This window comes from Lysinibacillus sp. EB106-09-02-XG168, from assembly GCF_058791475.1.
In genome coordinates, this window is record NZ_JBYTDN010000003.1 from 990,507 (window position 1) to 1,010,587 (window position 20,081).

The following is a 20,081-nucleotide window of genomic DNA, read 5'->3' on the forward strand; positions in this document are numbered from 1 at the left end:
ATAAAGGAGGAGTACTTTTTGGAGAAAGTAATTGACATAGAAGATCGCATACCTACGCTAAAAAAGCGACGAAAAAAGCGTACAAATCGGAAATTTATAGTGCTAATATTACTTTTCTTTATCGTGTTAGCAGTACTCCTTTATTTTCAATCTCCTTACAGTAAAATCAACAAAATTACAGTCAACGGCGCTCGATTAGTAGAAGAACAATATTATTTGAAGTCAAGTACTCTTACAACTGGGAAGTCAATGTGGGGATTTAAAGAAGGAGAGGTAGAGAAATTATTACTAAAGGATAAATGGGTGAAAGAAGCACATGTTAAACGTAATTGGCTTCAAGGCGTGGCAATAGAAATTAAAGAATGGAAAAAGGTTGCGTACTTAGCTGGTGACGGTACTTATTATCCATTACTTGAAAATGGCAAGCGCTTTGATCAAGCTGGAGATGAGATCCCGATTGATGCACCTGTATTTATCGGCATATCTGGCGAAAAGACAATTAAGAAACTTGTAAAGCAGTTAGCACAATTAAATCCAGAAGTATTAACTCTCATTTCTCAAGTCAATACTAACAGCAATAACTCAAACCCTAATGCAGTCAAGCTCTATATGAACGATGGCTATGAAGTCCGAGCTGTTATTCAAACATTAGCAGAAAAGCTAAATCATTACCCTTCACTTGTGGCACAAATTTCAAATTTGGAGAAGGGAGTTATCGATTTAGAGGTAGGCTCGTATTATCGTCCTTTCAATAATGAGTACAACCAAGCAGCTATTGATATAGATACCGATGCGGCCGACCAGGAAGTGGAAAAAGATGAAAAAGAAAAAGAATAGCAAAGAAAATTTCTTTTCAAGAAAACAATTTCAGTTGCTTATTGTTTGTGTGACTATGGGGTTTATCATTGGCTATTCCTACAACCAGGCAAAAGATAATCGAGATGCAGGTTCGACCAATCCCAAGCTTTTGGAGCAAGAGGATTCATATCGTGAGGAGTTAATTGCACAGCAAGAACGCAATAAAGAATTATCAGAAGAAGCGAATGCTATGCAGGAAAAAATTCGTAAGTATGAAAAATCATTCGTCGCTAGCAAAAAGGATTATACAAAGCTTGTTGAAGAAGCAGAGGATTTACGTTTGTTGTTAGGCGATTTAAAATCAGAAGGAAAAGGGATACGTATAACTCTTCAAGATGGTGATTACGATCCAAAATCTGCTAATCCTAATGATTATATCGTGCATGAAAGCCATATTTTTAAATTGCTCAATGAGCTTAAAATTTCTGGCGCTCAAGCAATTGCTATTAATGGTCAACGTGTTTTGGCGAATTCTTATATACGCTGTAATGGACCAGTCATTACGATTGATGGCAAGCAACATCCAGCTCCATTCGTCATCGAGGCTGTAGGAGATACAGCAACATTCAAAGCTTCCTTAAACTTAAAAGGTGGCGTTGTGGATCAATTATTAAATGACAATATTGTTGTATCATTTGAAGAAGAGCAAAAGCTAACGATGACAAAAGCAAAAGTAGAAAGTTAAACGTTTTTAATTAAAGATCTAAGGCGTAAATCTGTAAGGGGTTACGATACGTCTAGGAGGGGCTATTTTGAAAAAAAATATGTATACCCGAATAACGATCGTGCTATTTATTATCGGTTTGATGATAGCGGTACAATACAATACCATAAAGCAACCAGCTGAGCGAGATACACGAGATATTTGGGCCATAAGAGAGGAATTAGCAGAAGAAAAGCAAAGGCATTCCACATTATTAGCAGAAATTCGTTCACTTAATGAAGTAGTGGGTCGCTATGAGCAATCTGAGAAAGCAAATTTACAGTCGGCATTATATCAAACGCTGGATCGTTTAAAGCAACAGGCCGGATTAACGGAAGTGACAGGGCCCGGAGTTGTACTTCGTGTTGAACCAGCGCCCGAATTAGTAGAAATGGGGTATGAAATCAAAGAAATTTCGCCGGATTTACTAACCCAATTACTAAATGCTCTGTTTAAAAACAATGCAGCGAGTGTCTCGATAGATGGAAATAGAGTTGTCCAGACAACATCCATTCGGGACATAAATGGAAAGACGACAGTGAACAGTGTACCACTGTCCGCACCACCCTTTGAAATTTATGTTGGGACAAGCTCATTTAAGGAAGCGCAAAAAATGTACAATTCATTACAGGCTTCCACATTTATTGATTCCTTTTATTTGGACAACTTTAACTTAATAATAGAGGAACCAACAGAGCATTTAATAATTCCAGCATTTGATCAGCCATTGACAAATGATTATTTAACAGAGGTGAAAAAAGGAGAATAATATATGTGGCTACCATTTTTAGGTTTGATATTTGGACTTGCCCTCGGCTTGTTAACAAATATGCAAATACCCTCTATATATGAAAATTATCTGTCAATAGCTGTTTTAGCAGCTTTAGATACATTATTTGGCGGTATTCGTGCTCAATTACAGCAAGTATATGACGATAAAGTATTTGTATCAGGATTCTTTTTTAATATAATTTTGGCAGCGGGATTAGCCTTTTTAGGTGTGTATTTAGGAATAGATTTGTATTTAGCGGCCATTTTCGCTTTTGGAGTACGATTGTTCCAGAATATAGCAATAATTAGGCGTATTTTACTAACTAAAATAGATGAGAAACGTCACAAAAGGAACAAAAATTCCATAGAATGAGAGAAAAGTTGAGCTAAATGCTCGATTTGCTTAGACATTATGCCGAATTTACAATAGAATGAGAATAAGAGCATTTTTTCGAGGAGGTGCAGCGAATTGAATCAGCAAGATTTATATATTTCTCTTGATATAGGATCATCCTCTATCAAGGTATTAATAGGTGAAATGAGCGACGGTCAGTTACATGTAATTGGGGTCGGAAATGTAAAATCGAATGGAGTTCGAAAAGGTGCGATTGTTGATATTGATGCAACAGTTCAATCAATTCGAAAAGCAATAGATCAAGCTGAACGAATGACAGGATATCAAATTAATGAAGTCGTTTTAGGTGTTCCAGCTAACCAGACGATGTTACAGCTGGTTAAAGGTGTAGTCGCTGTAAACAGTGAAAATAGAGAAATTACAGATGATGATTTAGATAGAGTAGTAGAATCTGCACAAGTCATGTCAATACCTCCTGAACGTGAATTAGTGAATATTATTCCAAGACAGTTTATTGTGGATAATTTAGATGAGATTAAAGATCCACGAGGCATGATTGGCATCCGTTTAGAAATGGATGCCACAATGATTACTACTTCAAAAACACTTTTACACAATGTTCTACGTTGTGTAGAACGTGCAGGTCTAAGCATTCGAGAAATATATTTGCAACCATTAGCAGCAGGTTTTTTTGCATTATCGGAGGATGAAAAAAACCAAGGAACCGCGTTTGTTGATCTAGGAGGCGGTTCAACTACTATCGCAGTATTTGAAGAGGGGTTATTAACACATACAGGTGTCATTCCAATTGGTGGCGATCATATTACAAAAGATATTTCAATCGTCTTAAAAACACCAACAGAACAGGCAGAACAAATTAAACATCAATTTGGACATGCCTATTATGATGATGCATCTGATGAAGAACTCTTCGAAGTACCGGTTGTAGGGACAGATTCAACAGATCAGTACAGCCAACGCTATATTTCAGAAATAATTGGCGCTCGATTGGAAGAATTATTTGAATTAGTCATTGACGAATTAGCCCGTCTAGGTGTTAGAGATTTACCAGGTGGTGTTGTTTTGACTGGAGGCGTTGCAAAGCTTGACGGTATTGCTCAACTGGCACGTCAGATACTGCAAACTCGTGTTAGAATATATACACCTGACTATATTGGCGTTAGAGAGCCTTCATTTACGACGGCAGTTGGACTTATTCGTTACGCCTATTTAGAAGATGATTTTTATGGAAAAAGTGCTATTACGCAACCTATTGAATATGCAGTTGTAGGATCTCCTGCAGCCACACCTAAAAAGCAAGAATATGCTACACCTTCAGAACCAAAAGGAAGCGTAATCGGAAGAGCAAAAAAATTATTTGATAAGTTTTTTGATTAACTTGAATGCGTAATGAATGATACAGAGTCGAGTTACCGTGGGAGGAAAAAGAAATGTTAGAATTTGATACAAGTGTTGATCAACTTGCAGTAATAAAAGTCATTGGTGTTGGTGGCGGCGGTAACAACGCTGTCAATCGAATGATAGAACATGGTGTACAAGGTGTTGACTTTATCGCAGTAAACACAGATGCACAGGCCTTAAATTTATCGAAGGCAGAAATAAAGTTACAAATTGGTACAAAACTTACACGTGGATTAGGTGCAGGTGCTAATCCTGAAGTAGGGAAAAAAGCTGCAGAAGAGAGCCGTGAACAATTAGAGGAAGTTCTTCGTGGTGCAGATATGGTATTCGTTACAGCTGGAATGGGCGGAGGAACTGGTACTGGTGCCGCACCAGTAATCGCACAAATTGCTCGCGATTTAGGAGCTCTTACAGTCGGTGTTGTAACTCGTCCATTTACGTTTGAAGGTCGCAAACGACAAACACAAGCTATCGGTGGTATCGGTGGCATGAAAGAGTCAGTTGATACTTTAATCGTTATTCCGAACGACAAGTTATTACAAATTGTCGATAAATCTACACCAATGCTAGAAGCATTCCGTGAAGCAGATAATGTTTTACGACAAGGTGTACAAGGTATTTCAGATTTAATTGCAACGCCAGGTCTTATTAACTTAGACTTTGCAGACGTAAAAACAATTATGTCTAACAAAGGTTCAGCGTTAATGGGTATTGGTATTGCTACAGGTGAAAACCGTGCTGCAGAAGCGGCTAAGAAGGCTATTTCAAGTCCTTTACTTGAATCATCAATTGATGGCGCAAAAGGTGTCCTTATGAACATTACTGGTGGCTCAAATCTTAGCCTATTTGAAGTACAAGAGGCTGCTGATATTGTAGCATCAGCATCAGATGAAGAAGTAAATATGATTTTCGGTTCTGTTATTAACGAAAATCTAAAAGATGAAATTATCGTGACAGTAATTGCAACTGGTTTCTCAGAGGAAGCTTTACAGCAACAGCGTAATGCTCCACGACCGACGTTAAATACAAACAGACAAGCTACACAACAACAGCAAGCTCCGATTCGTGAGCACCGTCAAGAAGTGCATGTGCAGCAAGAACAACCACGTCAAAATCAACAAAATTATGTACAGGATGACACGCTTGAAGTACCAGCATTTTTACGCAATCGTAAAAATCGCGGATAAGTCAGCATCCAAACTTTAAAAAGCTCGTATTTTACATTATGTGAAATACGAGCTTTTTCTGTTGTTGAAAACTAGTATGTTATGAATGTTGTTGCTCTTTATCTGTTCCAGGCTACATGTTTTCCTTGGTGGCGAGCATCAAGCCGCTTCCTTCATAGGGGTGTCGCTGTCGCACAGATAAAACAATTACTGACGCTTCACTTTAGCACAGATACCATTTATTGTTGAAGTTTTATTAGTGCCACGCCAGAAGATACATTCTATGTAAAGTAGTTGATTGGAGTGGAAACTGGTCGACACCTCGGGAATCAGCGATAGAGGAACGAAGGCTAAAAGCAACACATCCTGTGATAACGCCTTCGTGACCAACATCGTGTTGGCCCGAGACCCTGCAGCGAAGCGGCTCATCGAACGCTCCCAGGAAGCTGCTCTGCGCGAAAGCGAAGCGGCAGCAACAACAAATGTTTTAACTGTGCGAAAGCGAAGCGACAGCAACAAAGCGCCTAGTTGGAACGGAAATCAACCTCTCGTTTTGGAAAAAAGCCATATACTTTAGTTAATATGACAGTATAATTTCATTGATATTCCCCTGATTATTTTCAGTGACTTAAAAATTAATTATGTTCAAATGTGTAAGGAAAGGATGTATTTTGTCAAAACATTTTTATGAAATGATGCGATTGTTTGACAATATTTGTGGGTGTAACATGCTAACTTTGTAAGTAGGAGGCGGCTGTTATGTATGGAGAATGGCTGGTGCTCATTAATACACTTTTTAATCTAGCGATACTTACGTTTACAGCGAGAGTAACAGGGGTTTTGGTAAAGAACACGAGATTATTAATGAGTTCTATTTGTAGTAGTTTTGTAGCTGTAATAGGTGGTCAAATGCTGTTAATGACGATACTGAGCTTTATCTTACTAATCGGCATAGCTTTTCGTTTTAAGATTCGAAGTTTTCAAAAGCAAGGACCGATTGTTTTAACAGCAACAATCATTATTGGTGGATTATTAACAGCGTTACAACCGTATTTAAAAAATCTTTCTGCTGTCCATTTTATAATTATTTGCCTACTATTAGCGGTTGGTAATCTTGTTGCTTTTTATAAGCAATGGGGATTTGTAAAGCTTGAGCGGTTAAGTGGTCAGTTTGTGTTTGATACGAATTTAAAAATTTTTGATATCACGATACCGCTTTCTGCATTTGTAGATACAGGGAATCAAGCAATTGAACCACTATCAGGAAAACCTGTTCATTTTGTCTCTTATGCAGCATTACGATCACATTTACCAGAAGCATTTTGCAAATCATTGTTAGAATGGCAAGAAACTGATCCGTATAATGTATCCATGTTTTCAGAAGATTATCAGCGTTATATTCGATTTATTCATGTCAATACAGTGCAACAGCAGTCGGTTGTACTAGGTTTCCGCTTTGATGAGTGGCATATACAAGGGGAGTGCTCACAAGTGAAAACGAATGAATATATCGTATTAACAAAAAAGGCTAAAAATTTTCCGCACAGCACAGCAGCAATTTTACATTTTTCAGCGCTTTCAAATAACTCATAGAGGGGGAGAACTATTGCTTCTTAGGCTACTTGCTAGCTTGAAAAAATTTTGGAGTAAGTTTCGGAGTCGTGAAACGTACTATATAGGGGGAAATGATTCATTGCCAGTGCCATTAAGTCGAGAAGAAGAAGTTACAGTCATTGCATCCTTTATGAATGGTGATTTAAGAGCTAGAGATACACTAATTGAACGTAATTTGCGTCTTGTTGTTTATATTGCTAGACGTTTTGATAATACGGGAACACCGATTGAGGATTTAATAAGTATTGGCTCGATCGGTTTAATTAAGGCGATTGAAACGTTCAATACTGATAAAAATATTAAGCTTGCCACATACGCATCACGTTGTATTGAAAATGAAATTTTGATGCATTTACGTAAAACAAGTCGCATGAAGGGTGAAGTTTCATTAGATGAACCATTAAACTCAGATGCTGATGGAAATGAATTGTTATTGTCTGATATTTTAGGAACGGAAGAGCATATTATTTTAGACAATGTAGAGAAGAAAATTGAGCGTCAACACATGTTTCATGCGATTAATTTACTAGGCGCACGTGAAAGATATATTATGGAATGTCGTTTCGGCCTCAATGGAAAAATTGAAATGACTCAAAAAGAAGTTGCTGATCATTTAGGTATTTCGCAATCATATATTTCCCGATTAGAGAAGAAAATTATTCAAGATCTACGTGAAAATTTGAATCAGCCAATATCTTAGAGAGGGAAATTTACCCTACCTAAAATTGGTCGTAGCTTTTGTGCATATTCTCGTTTCTCTCGGACAAACTGATGTAACGGTTTAGTCAGAGAATAACATCCGGAGGAATCGAATATATGCGAACTAAAGTAGATCTTTGCGGCTTAGATACATCGACTTTGCCAATTTTAAAGCACGAGGAAATGAAGGAACTATTTATTCGTTTACAAGCTGGAGAAACTGAGATTAGGGAAGAGCTTGTAATGTGCAATTTAAGGTTAGTGCTCAGTATTGTCGGTAGATTTGCCTATAGGGGTGAACAGGCAGATGATTTATTTCAGGTAGGCTGTATTGGCCTCATGAAAGCCATTGATCATTTTGATTTGAAGCATAATGTACGATTTTCAACATATGCTGTTCCAATGATCATAGGTGAAATTCGTCGCCATCTGCGTGATCATCATGCATTGCGTGTTTCTCGCTCTCTAAGAGATATTGCATATAAGGCAATGCAGGCAAAAGAGCAATGGATAACCGATAATTTACGAGAACCAACGATTGAAGAAATTGCTGAAATGATTGACATGAAAAAGGAAGATGTTTTATTTGCTTTAGATGCCATTCAAGACCCAGTTTCCTTACAGGAGCCTATTTATTCAGACGGCGGAGACGCTGTTTATATGATGGATCAATTACGTGATGATGATGTATCAGAAGATCAATGGGTTGCCTACGTGTCGGTAAAGGAAAGTTTACAAAAGTTAGATGATCGACAACAAATGATTGTTGCAAAGCGTTTTTATTACGGTGAGACACAAACTGAAATTGCAAAAGAATTGGGGATCTCTCAAGCGCAAATTTCACGTCTTGAAAAAAATGCAATTGAAACAATGCAGAAAGATTATAAGTAAAACACAATGCGCACCCGAGTTCTCGGTGCGCATTTTATTTATAACAAAATGTGAGTGATTTCCGTTCCAGGCTACTCGTTTTGTTGCTGTCGCTACGCTTTCGCACAATTAAAACATTTGTTGTTGCTGTCGCTACGCTTTCGCACAGATAAAACATTTGCCGCTGATGCTTCGCTTTCGCGCGGAAAACATCCGCTCCGTGCAGGTTCTCGCTGTCCCGCTTTCCATGGGAGTCGAGTAGCCTTCCACTACAATCAATGATAGTGTAGGACTTTTAATTTATGTATTCTACAATGAACGCTATGCTACTTACTATAATCGAACAGAATAGAGAATGTTATTGATATCTGCTGTCGCTTTGATTATGCATTTAAATATTTATTACAATGTTATACTTTCGCATATTATCACTATAAATTAGAGAGTGACGTGCTAGAAGAAACATACTAAATGAATGAGTTGATTGTAGTGGATACTGAGCGACTCCTTGGGGATTAGCGATAGAGGAACGAAGGCTAAAAACATCACGTCCTGTGATAACGCCTTCGTGACCAACATCGTGTTGGCCCGAGACCCTGCAGCGCAGCGAATGTTTTCTGTGCGAAAGCGTATTGTAACGAAGCGGCTCATCGGACGCCCCCAGGAAAGCGCTCATTCGGATCGGAAATCAACCACACGTTTTGCCAAAGAGTCAAATTAAATTAAATAATGACAGTTTTACAACATTTACTTGATCATTTCATTTTCATTTAAACAACAATCAACACATAAATATAAAGTGAAAACATAGTTTGTTGAGATAAAAACGATGTTGAGAGTAATTGATTTAGGAGGGATAAAATGCGTTTCTCGATGTTACAGCAAAAAGAAGTAATTGAAGCAGGGAATGGACGCTTTTTAGGATTTGTGGTAGATGCAGAGGTATCCAAAGAAACAGGCTATGTAACGGCTTTTATGATTGCAGAGCCCCGAAAATATTTAGGGCTATTTCGCGGGGAAGAATCGGTTAGGAAAGTGTATATGAAAGATGTACTTGTAGTTGGAAAGGATGTCATTTTAGTGAAAGCAATATCCTAAAAGACAAAATTATTATGCATATTAAAAATCTAAGCATTTTAAAGCGTTGTCAGGGTAAAATGTACTTTCACATAGGTCAGGCTATTCATTGATAATTCAAGCATTGCTTGTTACAATATAAGAAACTATTGTTGTAAAGTTGGGAAAAACATTGACAAAAATCTTAACAAATTTGAAGAAAATTAATGATCTTATACAAGCAGCAAAAAAACGTGCAAATCGTGAAGCAGAGAAAGTTCAAATTATTGCAGTGACAAAAGAAGTTTCTGTAGAAAGAACACAAGAAGCAATTGATGCAGACCTTATTCATTTAGGAGAGAACCGTCCAGAAGGCTTAAATCGTAAAACTGAAGCGATTCAAACTGATGTACATTGGCATTATATCGGTTCTTTACAGACACGTAAGGTCAAACAGGTCATTAACAGTATCGATTATTTACATTCACTAGATCGTTTAAGTTTAGCGCAAGAAATTGAAAAAAGAGCAGACAAACCTGTTAAATGCTTTGTACAAGTTAATGTATCGGGCGAAGAGTCAAAACATGGTTTATCGATTGAAGAAATCCTACCTTTTATTGAATCATTAAAAAGTTTTACAAAAGTTCAGGTTGTTGGTTTAATGACGATGGCACCGAATACAGATGAGGATACAATTATTCGCTCTGTTTTTAAGCAATTAAAACAATGTCAACAGCAAATAGCCGAGCAAGGATTCGCACATGCACCTTGTACCGAGTTATCAATGGGCATGTCTAATGACTTTGAAATTGCGGTAGAAGAAGGGGCTACATTTGTACGAGTTGGAACGGCTCTTGTTGGAAATGAAAGAGGGGAACAGGATGAGCATGAAAAATAAAATTAAAAATTTCTTTTATCTTGAGGAAGAAATAGAAGAAGAAATCACTCAAGCTCCTATTCAACAGCAGCAACCCGTACAACAACAGCAACAGATCCAATCGGTGAAACCTAAAAAACTTATGAAGGAGCGTAAGGCACCGGTTCAGGAAATTTTTCCGCAAAGTACAACACCTACAAACAATATTGTTAGTTTGCAGGCAGCAATGAATTCTAAAGGTGCAAAAGTTGTATTAGTTGAACCTAGAGTTTATGCCGAAGCGCAGGACATTGCAGAACATTTAAAAAATAGACGTGCAACGATCGTCAATTTACAACGAATTGAGCGAGAACAAGGTGTACGAATTATTGATTTTTTAAGTGGCACAGTGTATGCACTCGGCGGTGATATTCAAAGAATCGGTAAAGACATTTTCCTATGCACACCTGAAAATGTAGAAGTATCTGGCGAAATTTCGAATTTTATTTTAGACGATAATTAATAGCGAGGATTGTAGTTTATATGACATTTTATTTAATCTTGAAGTATGTGTCTATAGCATTTTATGTATATTCACTAATGCTAGTTGCATATGTGTTAATGTCCTGGGTGCCTGCTGTTCAAAATACATCAGTTGGACGTATTTTAACAAAATTATGTGAACCATATCTCGGAATTTTCAGAAAGTTTATTCCGCCAATCGGCATGATTGATATTTCACCTATCGTAGCAATATTTCTTCTTAACTATATTCAAAAAGGACTTTTTATTGTTATTTTAAAAATTTATGAAATGTTTATTTAAAAAAAATCCTCACGAACGGTGGGGATTTTTTATTTATGGGGAATACTACATTTAACAAAAATGGTTGCTTTATTATTTAGTCATTATTCCTAGAATGCCTAAGTGTGAGTATAGATTAGTGTTCTGGCATTACTAAAGCAAATCCAACTGAATTTAAGGAACAATACTAAAATTAAAAAGTATTGTTGGTATGAAAGGCATCCCTAATATAATTACATATATTTTTACTTATTCACTAAAAGTTGAGGTGGCATTAGTTTAAACGTAATGTTGATTTGAGTGATGGGTGCCGCTATATCTATTATTAAATATAACAATTTTTTGTTGATATTTTGCAGAATATACTCATTTTACTGATTGTAGCGTAGGGCTACTCGACTCCCGCGGGAAAGCGAGGCAGACGAGACCCTGCACGGAGCGTAGTGGAGGAAGCGGTTCGAAGCTCGCCCGCAGCGGAAATCAGAGCCCCCTAATTAATTTGTATGTTCAAAAAAGGATAACCAATATTTTCTGATATAAAGCCAAAAAATACCGATAAAATTGTGCTAGTAAATGAGAGATAATAAAGGTGGAGTAAATATGGAGCATTTAATACAGCATTTTAGAAAAGATGAAAAGCCTTTTATTGAACAGGTTGTGAGCTGGCAACATGAGGTAGAGGATCGATACGCTCCAAAACTTACTGATTTTCTAGATCCTCGTCAACGTTTTATTGTTACATCGATTATTGGACAATATGACACATTGAAAACAACTAATGCTGGGCTCTTTGATAATGCAGAAAGACAACGCATGTTGATTTATCCAACTTATTATGAGCCTGTGGAAGAAGATTTTCAGCTTACCGTATTTACGATTCAATACCCTATGAAATTTGTTCAACTACGACATCCTGATGTACTTGGAGCTTTATTATCTTTAGGACTGAATCGTGGCAAATTCGGTGATATTCGTGTGAATGAACAGCTAGTACAATTTGTAGTAGCGAATGAGGTAGCGGAATATGTACGCTTACATTTAACAGGCATCGGCAAAGTAAAGGTACATGTAGAATCGATGAAAGAGACAGAGGCACTGCTACAAAACGAGGAAGAGTGGTTAGAAGAATCTCATACTGTTTCCTCTATGCGTTTAGATGTTATTATCTCAACGGTATTAAAAACTTCTCGCCAGAAGGCACAAGCATTAATAACAGGTAAAAAGGTACGTGTAAATTGGACTGAACGGGATACAGTTGCGTTTGAATTACAAGAAGGAGACATTTTATCTGTACGTGGAAGTGGTCGAATAAAAATTATGATGACGGAAGGTCGTACAAAAAAAGATAAAATTCGATTACAAATCGGTCGATTGACCCAAAAAAGCTGAAAATCAAGTAAATTTCATTAATTTTTACTGCTAAGTTGTTGGAACAATTGTATAATAGAAAGTATGAATGTACATGTAAAGGAGAGAAGGATCGTATGCCGTTATCACCTATTGATATACATAATAAGGAGTTTACTAAATCCTTCAGAGGTTATGCTGAAGATGAAGTAAATGAATTTTTAGATCAAATTATTAAAGACTATGAGATTTTGTTACGGGAAAAGAAGGAAGTAGACAGACAACTGGAGATTTCCTTAGAACAAGCGAGACATTTTAATTCTTTAGAAGAAACGTTACAAAAGTCAATTGTTGTTGCGCAAGAGGCAGCTGACGAAGTACGAAGAAATTCTCAAAAAGAAGCTAAACTCATTGTAAAAGAAGCAGAAAAAAATGCTGATCGTATTATTAATGAGGCTTTAACGAAGGCTCGTAAAGTAACAATTGAAATTGATGAGCTGAAAAAGCAATCAAAAGTATTCCGTAATCGTTTTAAAATGCTAGTAGAGGCACAGCTTGATTTACTAAATGCAGATGACTGGGATCATTTGCTACAATATGATATTGACCTTACTGAAATTCAAGCATCTGTCGAAGAAGCACAAGAAGCTGATCAAGTTTAATCTATATAATTGTAGACATTGGGCTGCAATAAGTGAAACTTGACGTGATTGTATGATTTTCATATACTATGGTAATAGTAATTATTTTGAACACATATGCAAACAGGCAAAGACGAAGACAGTATTTGTTAGGCGTAGTTAAGCGATTTGGGGATAGTGTGAGCCCAAACATGCAAATAACAATGAACATCACTTCGGAGCTAAATAACTGAATGTAGTAAGTTATTTCGTAGTGCACGACGTTAATGTGCTTTAAGTGGTAGTACAATTTTGTGCTACAATTAGGGTGGTACCGCGAGTATAAGCTTCTCGTCCCTTTCAGGGATTGAGAGGCTTTTTTATGTTCAAATGACGGTTGGCTTCATTTCTTTTAATGTGAAATTCTGTGTTTGAACTTAACTTCCATTGTTAAAACGTGTTGATTTTGCTAACAACTAGACTTGAGGACATTTCTCGAAATGTATCTATGTAGCGCCAAGCCGGAACGGAAATCAATCTCACGTTATAATAATATGCCTAATAACTGTCGTAAGTGTATGAGCGCCTATGAGCATTTGTTTGTTGTTTGTAAACATAAAGGAGGAATTGAAAATGGTTGAGTACAAAGATACTTTATTAATGCCAAAAACAGATTTCCCAATGCGTGGAAACTTACCGGCAAATGAACCGAAGATGCAAGAAAAATGGGACGAAATGGACATTAATAAATTGCAGATGGAGCGTACAGAAGGACGTCCAGAATATGTGTTGCACGATGGACCTCCATATGCAAATGGTGATATCCATATCGGTCACGCTTTAAATAAAGTGCTGAAAGATATGATTACGCGTCATCGCTCTATGAATGGTTACCATGTAAACTATATTCCAGGTTGGGATACTCATGGTTTACCAATTGAGCAAGCACTTACGAACAAAGGTGTAAAGCGCAAAGAAATGTCTGTTGCTGAATTCCGTAAATTATGTGAAGAGTATGCTTACGAGCAAATTGACAATCAACGTACACAATTCCGCCGTTTAGGTGTTCGTGGTGATTGGGAAAATCCATATATTACATTAAAGCCTGAATTTGAAGCACGTCAAATCGAAGTATTCGGTAAGATGGCTGAAAAGGGCTATATTTATAAAGGTTTAAAACCAGTTTACTGGTCTCCATCATCTGAATCTGCACTGGCAGAAGCGGAGATTGAATATCAAGATGTTAAATCGCCTTCTATTTATGTAAGCTTTGCGCTTAAAGATGCTAAAGGTGTAGTTCCAGCAGATGCTAAAATGATCATTTGGACAACAACGCCTTGGACGCTTCCAGCGAACTTGGGGATTTCTGTAAACCCTGAATTTATTTATGTTGTTGTGGCAGTTGCAGATAAAAAATTCATCATTGCAAAAGAATTATTAGAAAAAGTTGCTAACGAACTTGAATGGGAAGCATATGAAGTTGTGCAAGAAGTTAAAGGTGAAGCGTTAGACCGAGTTGTTGCACAGCATCCATTCTATGACCGTGAATCTCTTGTAATGGTTGGAGAGCACGTAACTGCTGAAGCGGGTACTGGCTGTGTTCATACAGCACCAGGACACGGTGAAGATGACTATCATATTAGTAAACAATATGGTCTACCAATTCTTAGCCCAGTTGATAATAGCGGCTGCTATACTGATGAAGCACCTGGTTTTGAAGGTGTATTCTATAATGATGCCAACAAATTAGTCACTGAAAAATTAAAAGAAGTAGGCGCTTTAGAAAAGCTTAATTTCTTTACACACTCATATCCACATGACTGGCGTACGAAAAAACCAGTTATTTATCGTGCAACACCACAATGGTTTGCGTCGGTTGATGCATTCCGTGATGAGTTACTAGGGGCTGTAAAATCAACAACATTTACACCTGCTTGGGGTGAAACTCGTCTTTATAATATGATTCGTGACCGTGGAGACTGGGTAATTTCACGTCAGCGTGCATGGGGCGTGCCAATTCCAATTTTCTATGCTGAAAATGGAGAGCCAATTATTACACCAGAAACAATTGCTCATATCTCAGCTTTATTCCGTGAACATGGGTCAAATATTTGGTTCCAAAAAACAGCTAAAGAATTATTACCTGAAGGCTTCACACACTCTGGTAGCCCGAACGGTGAATTTACAAAAGAAAACGATATTATGGACGTTTGGTTTGACTCAGGCTCTTCTCACCAAGGTGTGCTAGTAGAACGTGGTATGAAGTATCCAGCTGATCTATATTTAGAAGGTTCTGACCAACACCGTGGATGGTTTAACTCATCATTAATTACTTCTGTAGCTATTAATGGCTATGCACCATATAAGGGACTATTAACACATGGTTTCGTTCTAGATGGTGAAGGTCGTAAGATGAGTAAGTCTTTAGGGAATGTCATTATCCCGAAGAAAGTGATGGACCAATACGGAGCAGATATTCTTCGTTTATGGGTTGCTTCTGTAGATTATACAGCAGACGTTCGTATCTCAATGGATATGTTGAAGCAAGTTTCTGAAGTTTATCGGAAAATCCGTAACACATTCCGTTTCTTACACGGAAATGTAGCTGATTTTGATGCGACAAAAGATCGTGTAGCATATGCAGATCTTCGTGAAATGGATCAATACGTTTATATGCGCTTACAAGATGTTTTAAAAACTGTTCGTGCTGCATATGATCGCTATGATTTCGCGGCTGTGTATCATGCAGTGAATAACTTTGTTGCTGTAGAATTATCTTCATTCTATTTAGATATTGCAAAAGATGTTGTGTACATCGAAGGTCATGACAACAAAGACCGCCGTGCGATGCAAACAGTTATTTATGACACATTAATGACGTTAGTAAAAGTAATGTCACCAATTATCCCTCACACAAGTGACGAAATGTGGTCTTACTTACAAGCTCAAGGTGTTGTAGAAGAGGTATCTGTACAATTAACAGACTTCCCAGAGGTAGATGAACATGAAAACTACGAAAGTCTACGTGAAAAATGGGTAAAAATTATTGATGTTCGTGATGATGTTTTAAAAGCATTAGAGGAAGCTCGTAATGCAAAAACAATCGGTAAATCACTTGAAGCGAAAGTGACAGTTTATGCGAAAGAAGATGTGGCAGCATTATTAAATGATGCAAGCATTAATTTTGCGCAGCTTTCAATTGTTTCTGCCTTTGAAGTAGCATCAATAGAAGCTGCACCAGCAGATGCATTAGCTCTAGAACATGCTTCCATCGTTGTAGAAAAAGCAACAGGTGAAAAATGTGAGCGTTGCTGGTCAATTTCTGAAACAGTCGGTTCAAATGAAGCACATTCTACAGTGTGCGCGCGTTGTGCAGAAGTTGTAGAAACGTATTACGCTTAATGTAAAAATAAGAATCTGCATTCTATGCAATTAATAACGCAAGTCTCCTTGATGATGGGGGGCTTGCGTTTTTTATTTTGTCACCTGAGGTCTAGCAGATTCTTTTTTTGTCATGGAGTGATTTCTTAGAAATTTAAATGACTATTTAAATAATATTTCTTGTGTATTGCGGTAGTCGGTTGGGGATATACCGACATATTTCTTAAATGTAAGGCTGAAATAATTAGGTGTGTTGAAGCCACAGATGAAGGAGATCTTTTCAATGGTGTAATCGTATTTTCGCAAATACGGTAGTGACTTGATGATACGTGTAAAAGCTACATAATCAACAAAATTGCGGCCAATTTCTTTTTTAAACAATCTGCTAAAATGAGTAGCACTAAAATTGCTATATTTGGCAACGTCACTGATCACAAGTTGTTCATCATAGTGCTCCTCGATATATTGGATAGCTTTTTGGAGCTGTTCTTGCTTTGTTAAATCCTCATAAAACCGTACATGAACACTATGAACAGGAGGTTTCCTTCGAGCCTTTCGAGCTTGGCTATAGGATTCCTTTACTTGCATGGCGTCTTGAAAAACGCCACCAATCCCCATAAAAAGATGGATGCAATAATCTTTTTTTAACGTTTCAATAACCTCAAGTAAACAAGCTACCCCCTCCGACCAATGCTTAAATGATGTGTATTCATTAGGAATGCGCATAAGCAACAGTAAATAACGTTCAAAATGTAAAAAAGATATAGGTACTTTATTAGCAAAGATTTGGTGAAACACATTAGTGATCACACTGCCCGCATCATGAGGGTAAGGTCGATCTTCATTCACATCTATATAACCCTGGATTAAAAACACGATATTTGGGATACAATGTCTCGATAAAAAAGAGGAAGATTGGATTATTTCCTGCTCACTTTCAACCTCTCCACGTATTAGTCGTTTTAAAAAAGCTTCTCGGAATGGCGAAGTATGGTCTTGCGAAATTTGCTGCGATAACTCAAGCATTGTAAGAGTACTTGCTTGTTTAGCTTGATAGGACGTATAAAGCTTTTTAACAATTCGTAGAAATTTTGCTTTCTGTAACGGTTTGATGAGAAGTGCAGTCAAGTTTAGTTCAATGGCTATACCAGTTGAGTAGGAAAGGTGTTCTGCAACAATAGGGACAATTATACTATTAGGATAATTTCTTTTTAACCGGTTTATCTTTACCCAATCAAATAAACGGTTAATTTCATAGACAACAATAGCAGAAATCTCTGTTTTAGGTTCTTCGCAATTAAGAAAAGTATTAGGTAGGAATTCTTCTAGCCAGTAGCTCATTTGTTGTTGTTCATATGAATTTTCAATGTACCAAACAATATTTAAAATGCTAACATCACCCTTCTATTATAAATGGGGAATAATAAAAATATTTTAACTTAAAATAGCATTTATTTGTACTAATACAGCAATATTTTGTAACTATTTTATAGATTAAATAGAATAAAATAATTGTAGTAAATAATAATTTGAAATTTCAGATAATTATTTACTGAAACAAGAAGGGAGAGCTGAAATATGGCAGAAGTAGGGAGTCATGATTATGAATATGTGGAAGCTGGAACTATCGATGTAAAGGATCTTCCACCACTAGATGCAACTACTAACAAAATTATGAAAGACGAGTTTACTACAGGTTTTAGTTTAACGGTATTTTATTTCATTTTAATTTTTAGTATTCCGGTTATGAACTGGTTCGCTCCAGAGCTTGCTTTCAAGAAAATTTTGGGCGGTATGACAGTGACATGGTTTGTGACAACTGTCGTGATGATGGTAATGGCTTTTATTATTGCGTATGTGCATACAACATTGTACGAGAAGCGCCTTAAGAAATACGAAATACTGAATAAGTAGTTTTAGCTAAGGGGGATATGTAGAATGATGAAAGCTCTATTAGAACCGAAGATGTTAATGACTATTGCTTTAATGGGGACAATTGTATACATTACGTATTTAACGAAAAGAAATGCAACAGCATCAGATTTCTTTGTTGGGGGACGAAGTTTTGGATGGTTTACAAATGGTTCGGCAATTGGGGGAGACTATTTAAGTGCTGCTACATTTCTCGGGATAGCCGGTTTGACTTTCCAATTAGGGTATGACGGTGCTTACTATGCATTTTGCTTCTCCATTGGATTGACGTTGCTAGCTATTTTTGTGGCAGGCCCGCTAAGACGATTTGGAGCATTTACCGTTGCTGATTTTTTAGCTTATCGTTTTCATAGTAGACGAGCTCGGCTAGTAGCGGTAGCTGTGGTTTTGGCGATTTCTGGTTTTTATGCAGCGCCACAATTATTAGGGGCGGCACAAATTTTAAGTATGTTTTTCGGGACTTCATATGAATTCGGCATTATCTTTACATGTATTGTAATGGTTTTCTATGTAGGAATAGGCGGCATGAAAGGAACAACAATCAACCAAGCTTTAGAGCTTTGGATTCGCCTCGGAGCGTTTGTTGTTATGTTGATTGCGGCAATGTATAGTGGTTTGCATTACGATAAGATTTTAGCTGCTATTAATTCATTCAGCGGTCCTATTACAGGAACATCACCATATGCCTTAGATGAAAATAATGTTAATTTTGATGGTGCTGCTTGGACGGGAACAGGTTTCTATTTCCCAACATTTTGGCAAACTATCAGTATGACAATTGGTTTAGCGCTAGGTACAATTGGTCTGCCACATATTCTACTAAGATTTTATACGAATCCAAGTGCGAAGGCGGCTCGTAAATCGGCATTGATGGCGATAGGAATTGCAAGTACGTTTTTCTTATTAGCGGTATACTTAGGTGTTGTAGGTCGTTCTATTTTTATCTCGGGTACAGCAAGTGAGGAAGTCATGCGTGATCTAGTGCTTGGTGGGAACAATATGGTGATTCCTACAACAGCACTTGCACTAGGAGGTAAATGGCTGCTTGGACTAGTCATAGCAGGTGCGTTTGCGGCCATATTCTCAAATTTATCAGGGTTATTTATTACAAGCTCAGGCGCATTAGCCCATGATTTATATGCAAGCGTTATGAAAAAGGATATTACAGAAAAACAACGAGTAGTTGCAGGGAAAGTAGCCATCGTTTTATTAGGTATTTTATATGGAGCATTGGGTTTACTAGTTAAGGATGCATCCATTGGCCATTTAGTGGCACTTGCTTTTACTGTTGCGGCGAGTACATTTACACCAATATTTATTTTAGGTATTTGGTGGAGAGGAATGACAGAAAAAGGAGCAATTGCGGGTTTACTCATTGGTCTTGGTGTATCGATGTGGATGATTTTTCTTCCAGGAACATTACCAAGCTTCTTACAATTTAAAATCCCAGGTATCATCACAGTACCTGTAGGATTCTTATCCGTTATTATTGTGTCATTATTAGATCGAAAAGTACCGGCTGATGTCAATGATTTCATGAAGCGTGTGCATTCAAAAGAGTCTGAAATAGCCTGAAACGGTATAATTTTGAATAAAAATTGATAAGCTATTGCCATTACTTATGAAA

General features: G+C 37.2%; 19 protein-coding genes and 1 other annotated feature. Of the genes, 18 read left to right on the forward strand and 1 reads right to left on the reverse strand.

Going from position 1 to position 20,081, the window contains the following annotated elements; translation table 11 throughout:
• Positions 1-18 precede the first annotated feature (18 nt).
• The 16 genes from AC3WSO_RS05615 (at position 19) to ileS (ending at position 16,543) form a co-directional block, all read left to right on the forward strand.
• Positions 19-837 (forward strand): cell division protein FtsQ/DivIB, encoded by an 819-nt coding sequence (locus AC3WSO_RS05615; protein WP_492529423.1) that lies wholly within the window; start codon positions 19-21, stop codon positions 835-837.
• Positions 818-1,543, forward strand: coding sequence for a DUF881 domain-containing protein (locus tag AC3WSO_RS05620; protein WP_492529425.1), 726 nt, complete (start codon positions 818-820; stop codon positions 1,541-1,543). The genes AC3WSO_RS05615 and AC3WSO_RS05620 overlap by 20 nt, the downstream gene beginning before the upstream one ends.
• A gap of 67 nt (positions 1,544-1,610) precedes the next feature.
• A complete protein-coding gene (locus AC3WSO_RS05625) occupies positions 1,611-2,330 on the forward strand; it encodes a DUF881 domain-containing protein (protein WP_492529427.1) in 720 nt (239 codons plus the stop codon).
• Positions 2,331-2,333: 3 nt separating this feature from the next.
• Positions 2,334-2,705, forward strand: coding sequence for a small basic family protein (locus tag AC3WSO_RS05630; RefSeq protein WP_079559774.1), 372 nt, complete (start codon positions 2,334-2,336; stop codon positions 2,703-2,705).
• Positions 2,706-2,801: 96 nt separating this feature from the next.
• The gene (gene ftsA / locus AC3WSO_RS05635; RefSeq protein WP_492529429.1) at positions 2,802-4,085 is read left to right on the forward strand and encodes a cell division protein FtsA; all 1,284 of its coding nucleotides are present in this window, start codon (positions 2,802-2,804) and stop codon (positions 4,083-4,085) included.
• A gap of 53 nt (positions 4,086-4,138) precedes the next feature.
• Positions 4,139-5,296: a cell division protein FtsZ gene (ftsZ, locus tag AC3WSO_RS05640; RefSeq protein WP_492529431.1), complete on the forward strand. Its 1,158-nt coding sequence runs from the start codon at positions 4,139-4,141 to the stop codon at positions 5,294-5,296.
• Positions 5,297-6,034: 738 nt separating this feature from the next.
• Positions 6,035-6,868, forward strand: coding sequence for a sigma-E processing peptidase SpoIIGA (locus AC3WSO_RS05645; RefSeq protein WP_492529433.1), 834 nt, complete (start codon positions 6,035-6,037; stop codon positions 6,866-6,868).
• A gap of 13 nt (positions 6,869-6,881) precedes the next feature.
• Complete coding sequence (gene sigE / locus AC3WSO_RS05650) at positions 6,882-7,589, forward strand: RNA polymerase sporulation sigma factor SigE (protein WP_049668349.1); 708 nt, start codon at positions 6,882-6,884, stop codon at positions 7,587-7,589.
• A gap of 116 nt (positions 7,590-7,705) precedes the next feature.
• Positions 7,706-8,479 (forward strand): RNA polymerase sporulation sigma factor SigG, encoded by a 774-nt coding sequence (sigG, locus tag AC3WSO_RS05655; RefSeq protein WP_049668350.1) that lies wholly within the window; start codon positions 7,706-7,708, stop codon positions 8,477-8,479.
• 840 nt (positions 8,480-9,319) lie between these two features.
• A complete protein-coding gene (locus AC3WSO_RS05660; RefSeq protein ID WP_079559778.1) occupies positions 9,320-9,556 on the forward strand; it encodes a PRC-barrel domain-containing protein in 237 nt (78 codons plus the stop codon).
• 151 nt (positions 9,557-9,707) lie between these two features.
• Positions 9,708-10,412: a YggS family pyridoxal phosphate-dependent enzyme gene (locus AC3WSO_RS05665; protein WP_492529435.1), complete on the forward strand. Its 705-nt coding sequence runs from the start codon at positions 9,708-9,710 to the stop codon at positions 10,410-10,412.
• Entirely contained in the window at positions 10,396-10,893 is a 498-nt protein-coding gene (locus AC3WSO_RS05670; RefSeq protein ID WP_492529437.1) for a cell division protein SepF, read from the forward strand. The genes AC3WSO_RS05665 and AC3WSO_RS05670 overlap by 17 nt, the downstream gene beginning before the upstream one ends.
• Positions 10,894-10,913: 20 nt before the next feature.
• Positions 10,914-11,195, forward strand: coding sequence for a YggT family protein (locus tag AC3WSO_RS05675; protein ID WP_079559781.1), 282 nt, complete (start codon positions 10,914-10,916; stop codon positions 11,193-11,195).
• Positions 11,196-11,774: 579 nt separating this feature from the next.
• Positions 11,775-12,563, forward strand: coding sequence for a YlmH family RNA-binding protein (locus AC3WSO_RS05680; RefSeq protein ID WP_492529439.1), 789 nt, complete (start codon positions 11,775-11,777; stop codon positions 12,561-12,563).
• 95 nt (positions 12,564-12,658) lie between these two features.
• Positions 12,659-13,183 (forward strand): DivIVA domain-containing protein, encoded by a 525-nt coding sequence (locus AC3WSO_RS05685; protein WP_132357526.1) that lies wholly within the window; start codon positions 12,659-12,661, stop codon positions 13,181-13,183.
• Between the two features lie 100 nt (positions 13,184-13,283).
• Positions 13,284-13,503 (forward strand) — a binding site (T-box leader).
• Positions 13,504-13,774: 271 nt separating this feature from the next.
• On the forward strand, positions 13,775-16,543 hold the full coding sequence (gene ileS / locus AC3WSO_RS05690) for an isoleucine--tRNA ligase (RefSeq protein ID WP_492529442.1): 2,769 nt from the start codon (positions 13,775-13,777) through the stop codon (positions 16,541-16,543).
• 141 nt (positions 16,544-16,684) lie between these two features.
• Here the strand turns inward: ileS and AC3WSO_RS05695 are convergent, their stop codons facing one another.
• Positions 16,685-17,863: a helix-turn-helix transcriptional regulator gene (locus AC3WSO_RS05695; RefSeq protein WP_492529444.1), complete on the reverse strand. Its 1,179-nt coding sequence runs from the start codon at positions 17,861-17,863 to the stop codon at positions 16,685-16,687.
• A gap of 237 nt (positions 17,864-18,100) precedes the next feature.
• On the opposite strand from AC3WSO_RS05695, the gene AC3WSO_RS05700 reads away from it, so the two are divergent.
• Positions 18,101-18,436 carry a hypothetical protein gene (locus AC3WSO_RS05700; protein WP_197141788.1) on the forward strand — a complete coding sequence of 112 codons (336 nt, stop codon included), beginning with the start codon at positions 18,101-18,103 and terminating at the stop codon, positions 18,434-18,436.
• A gap of 24 nt (positions 18,437-18,460) precedes the next feature.
• Positions 18,461-20,029: a sodium/solute symporter gene (locus AC3WSO_RS05705; protein WP_492529446.1), complete on the forward strand. Its 1,569-nt coding sequence runs from the start codon at positions 18,461-18,463 to the stop codon at positions 20,027-20,029.
• The last annotated feature ends 52 nt before the right edge of the window (positions 20,030-20,081 follow it).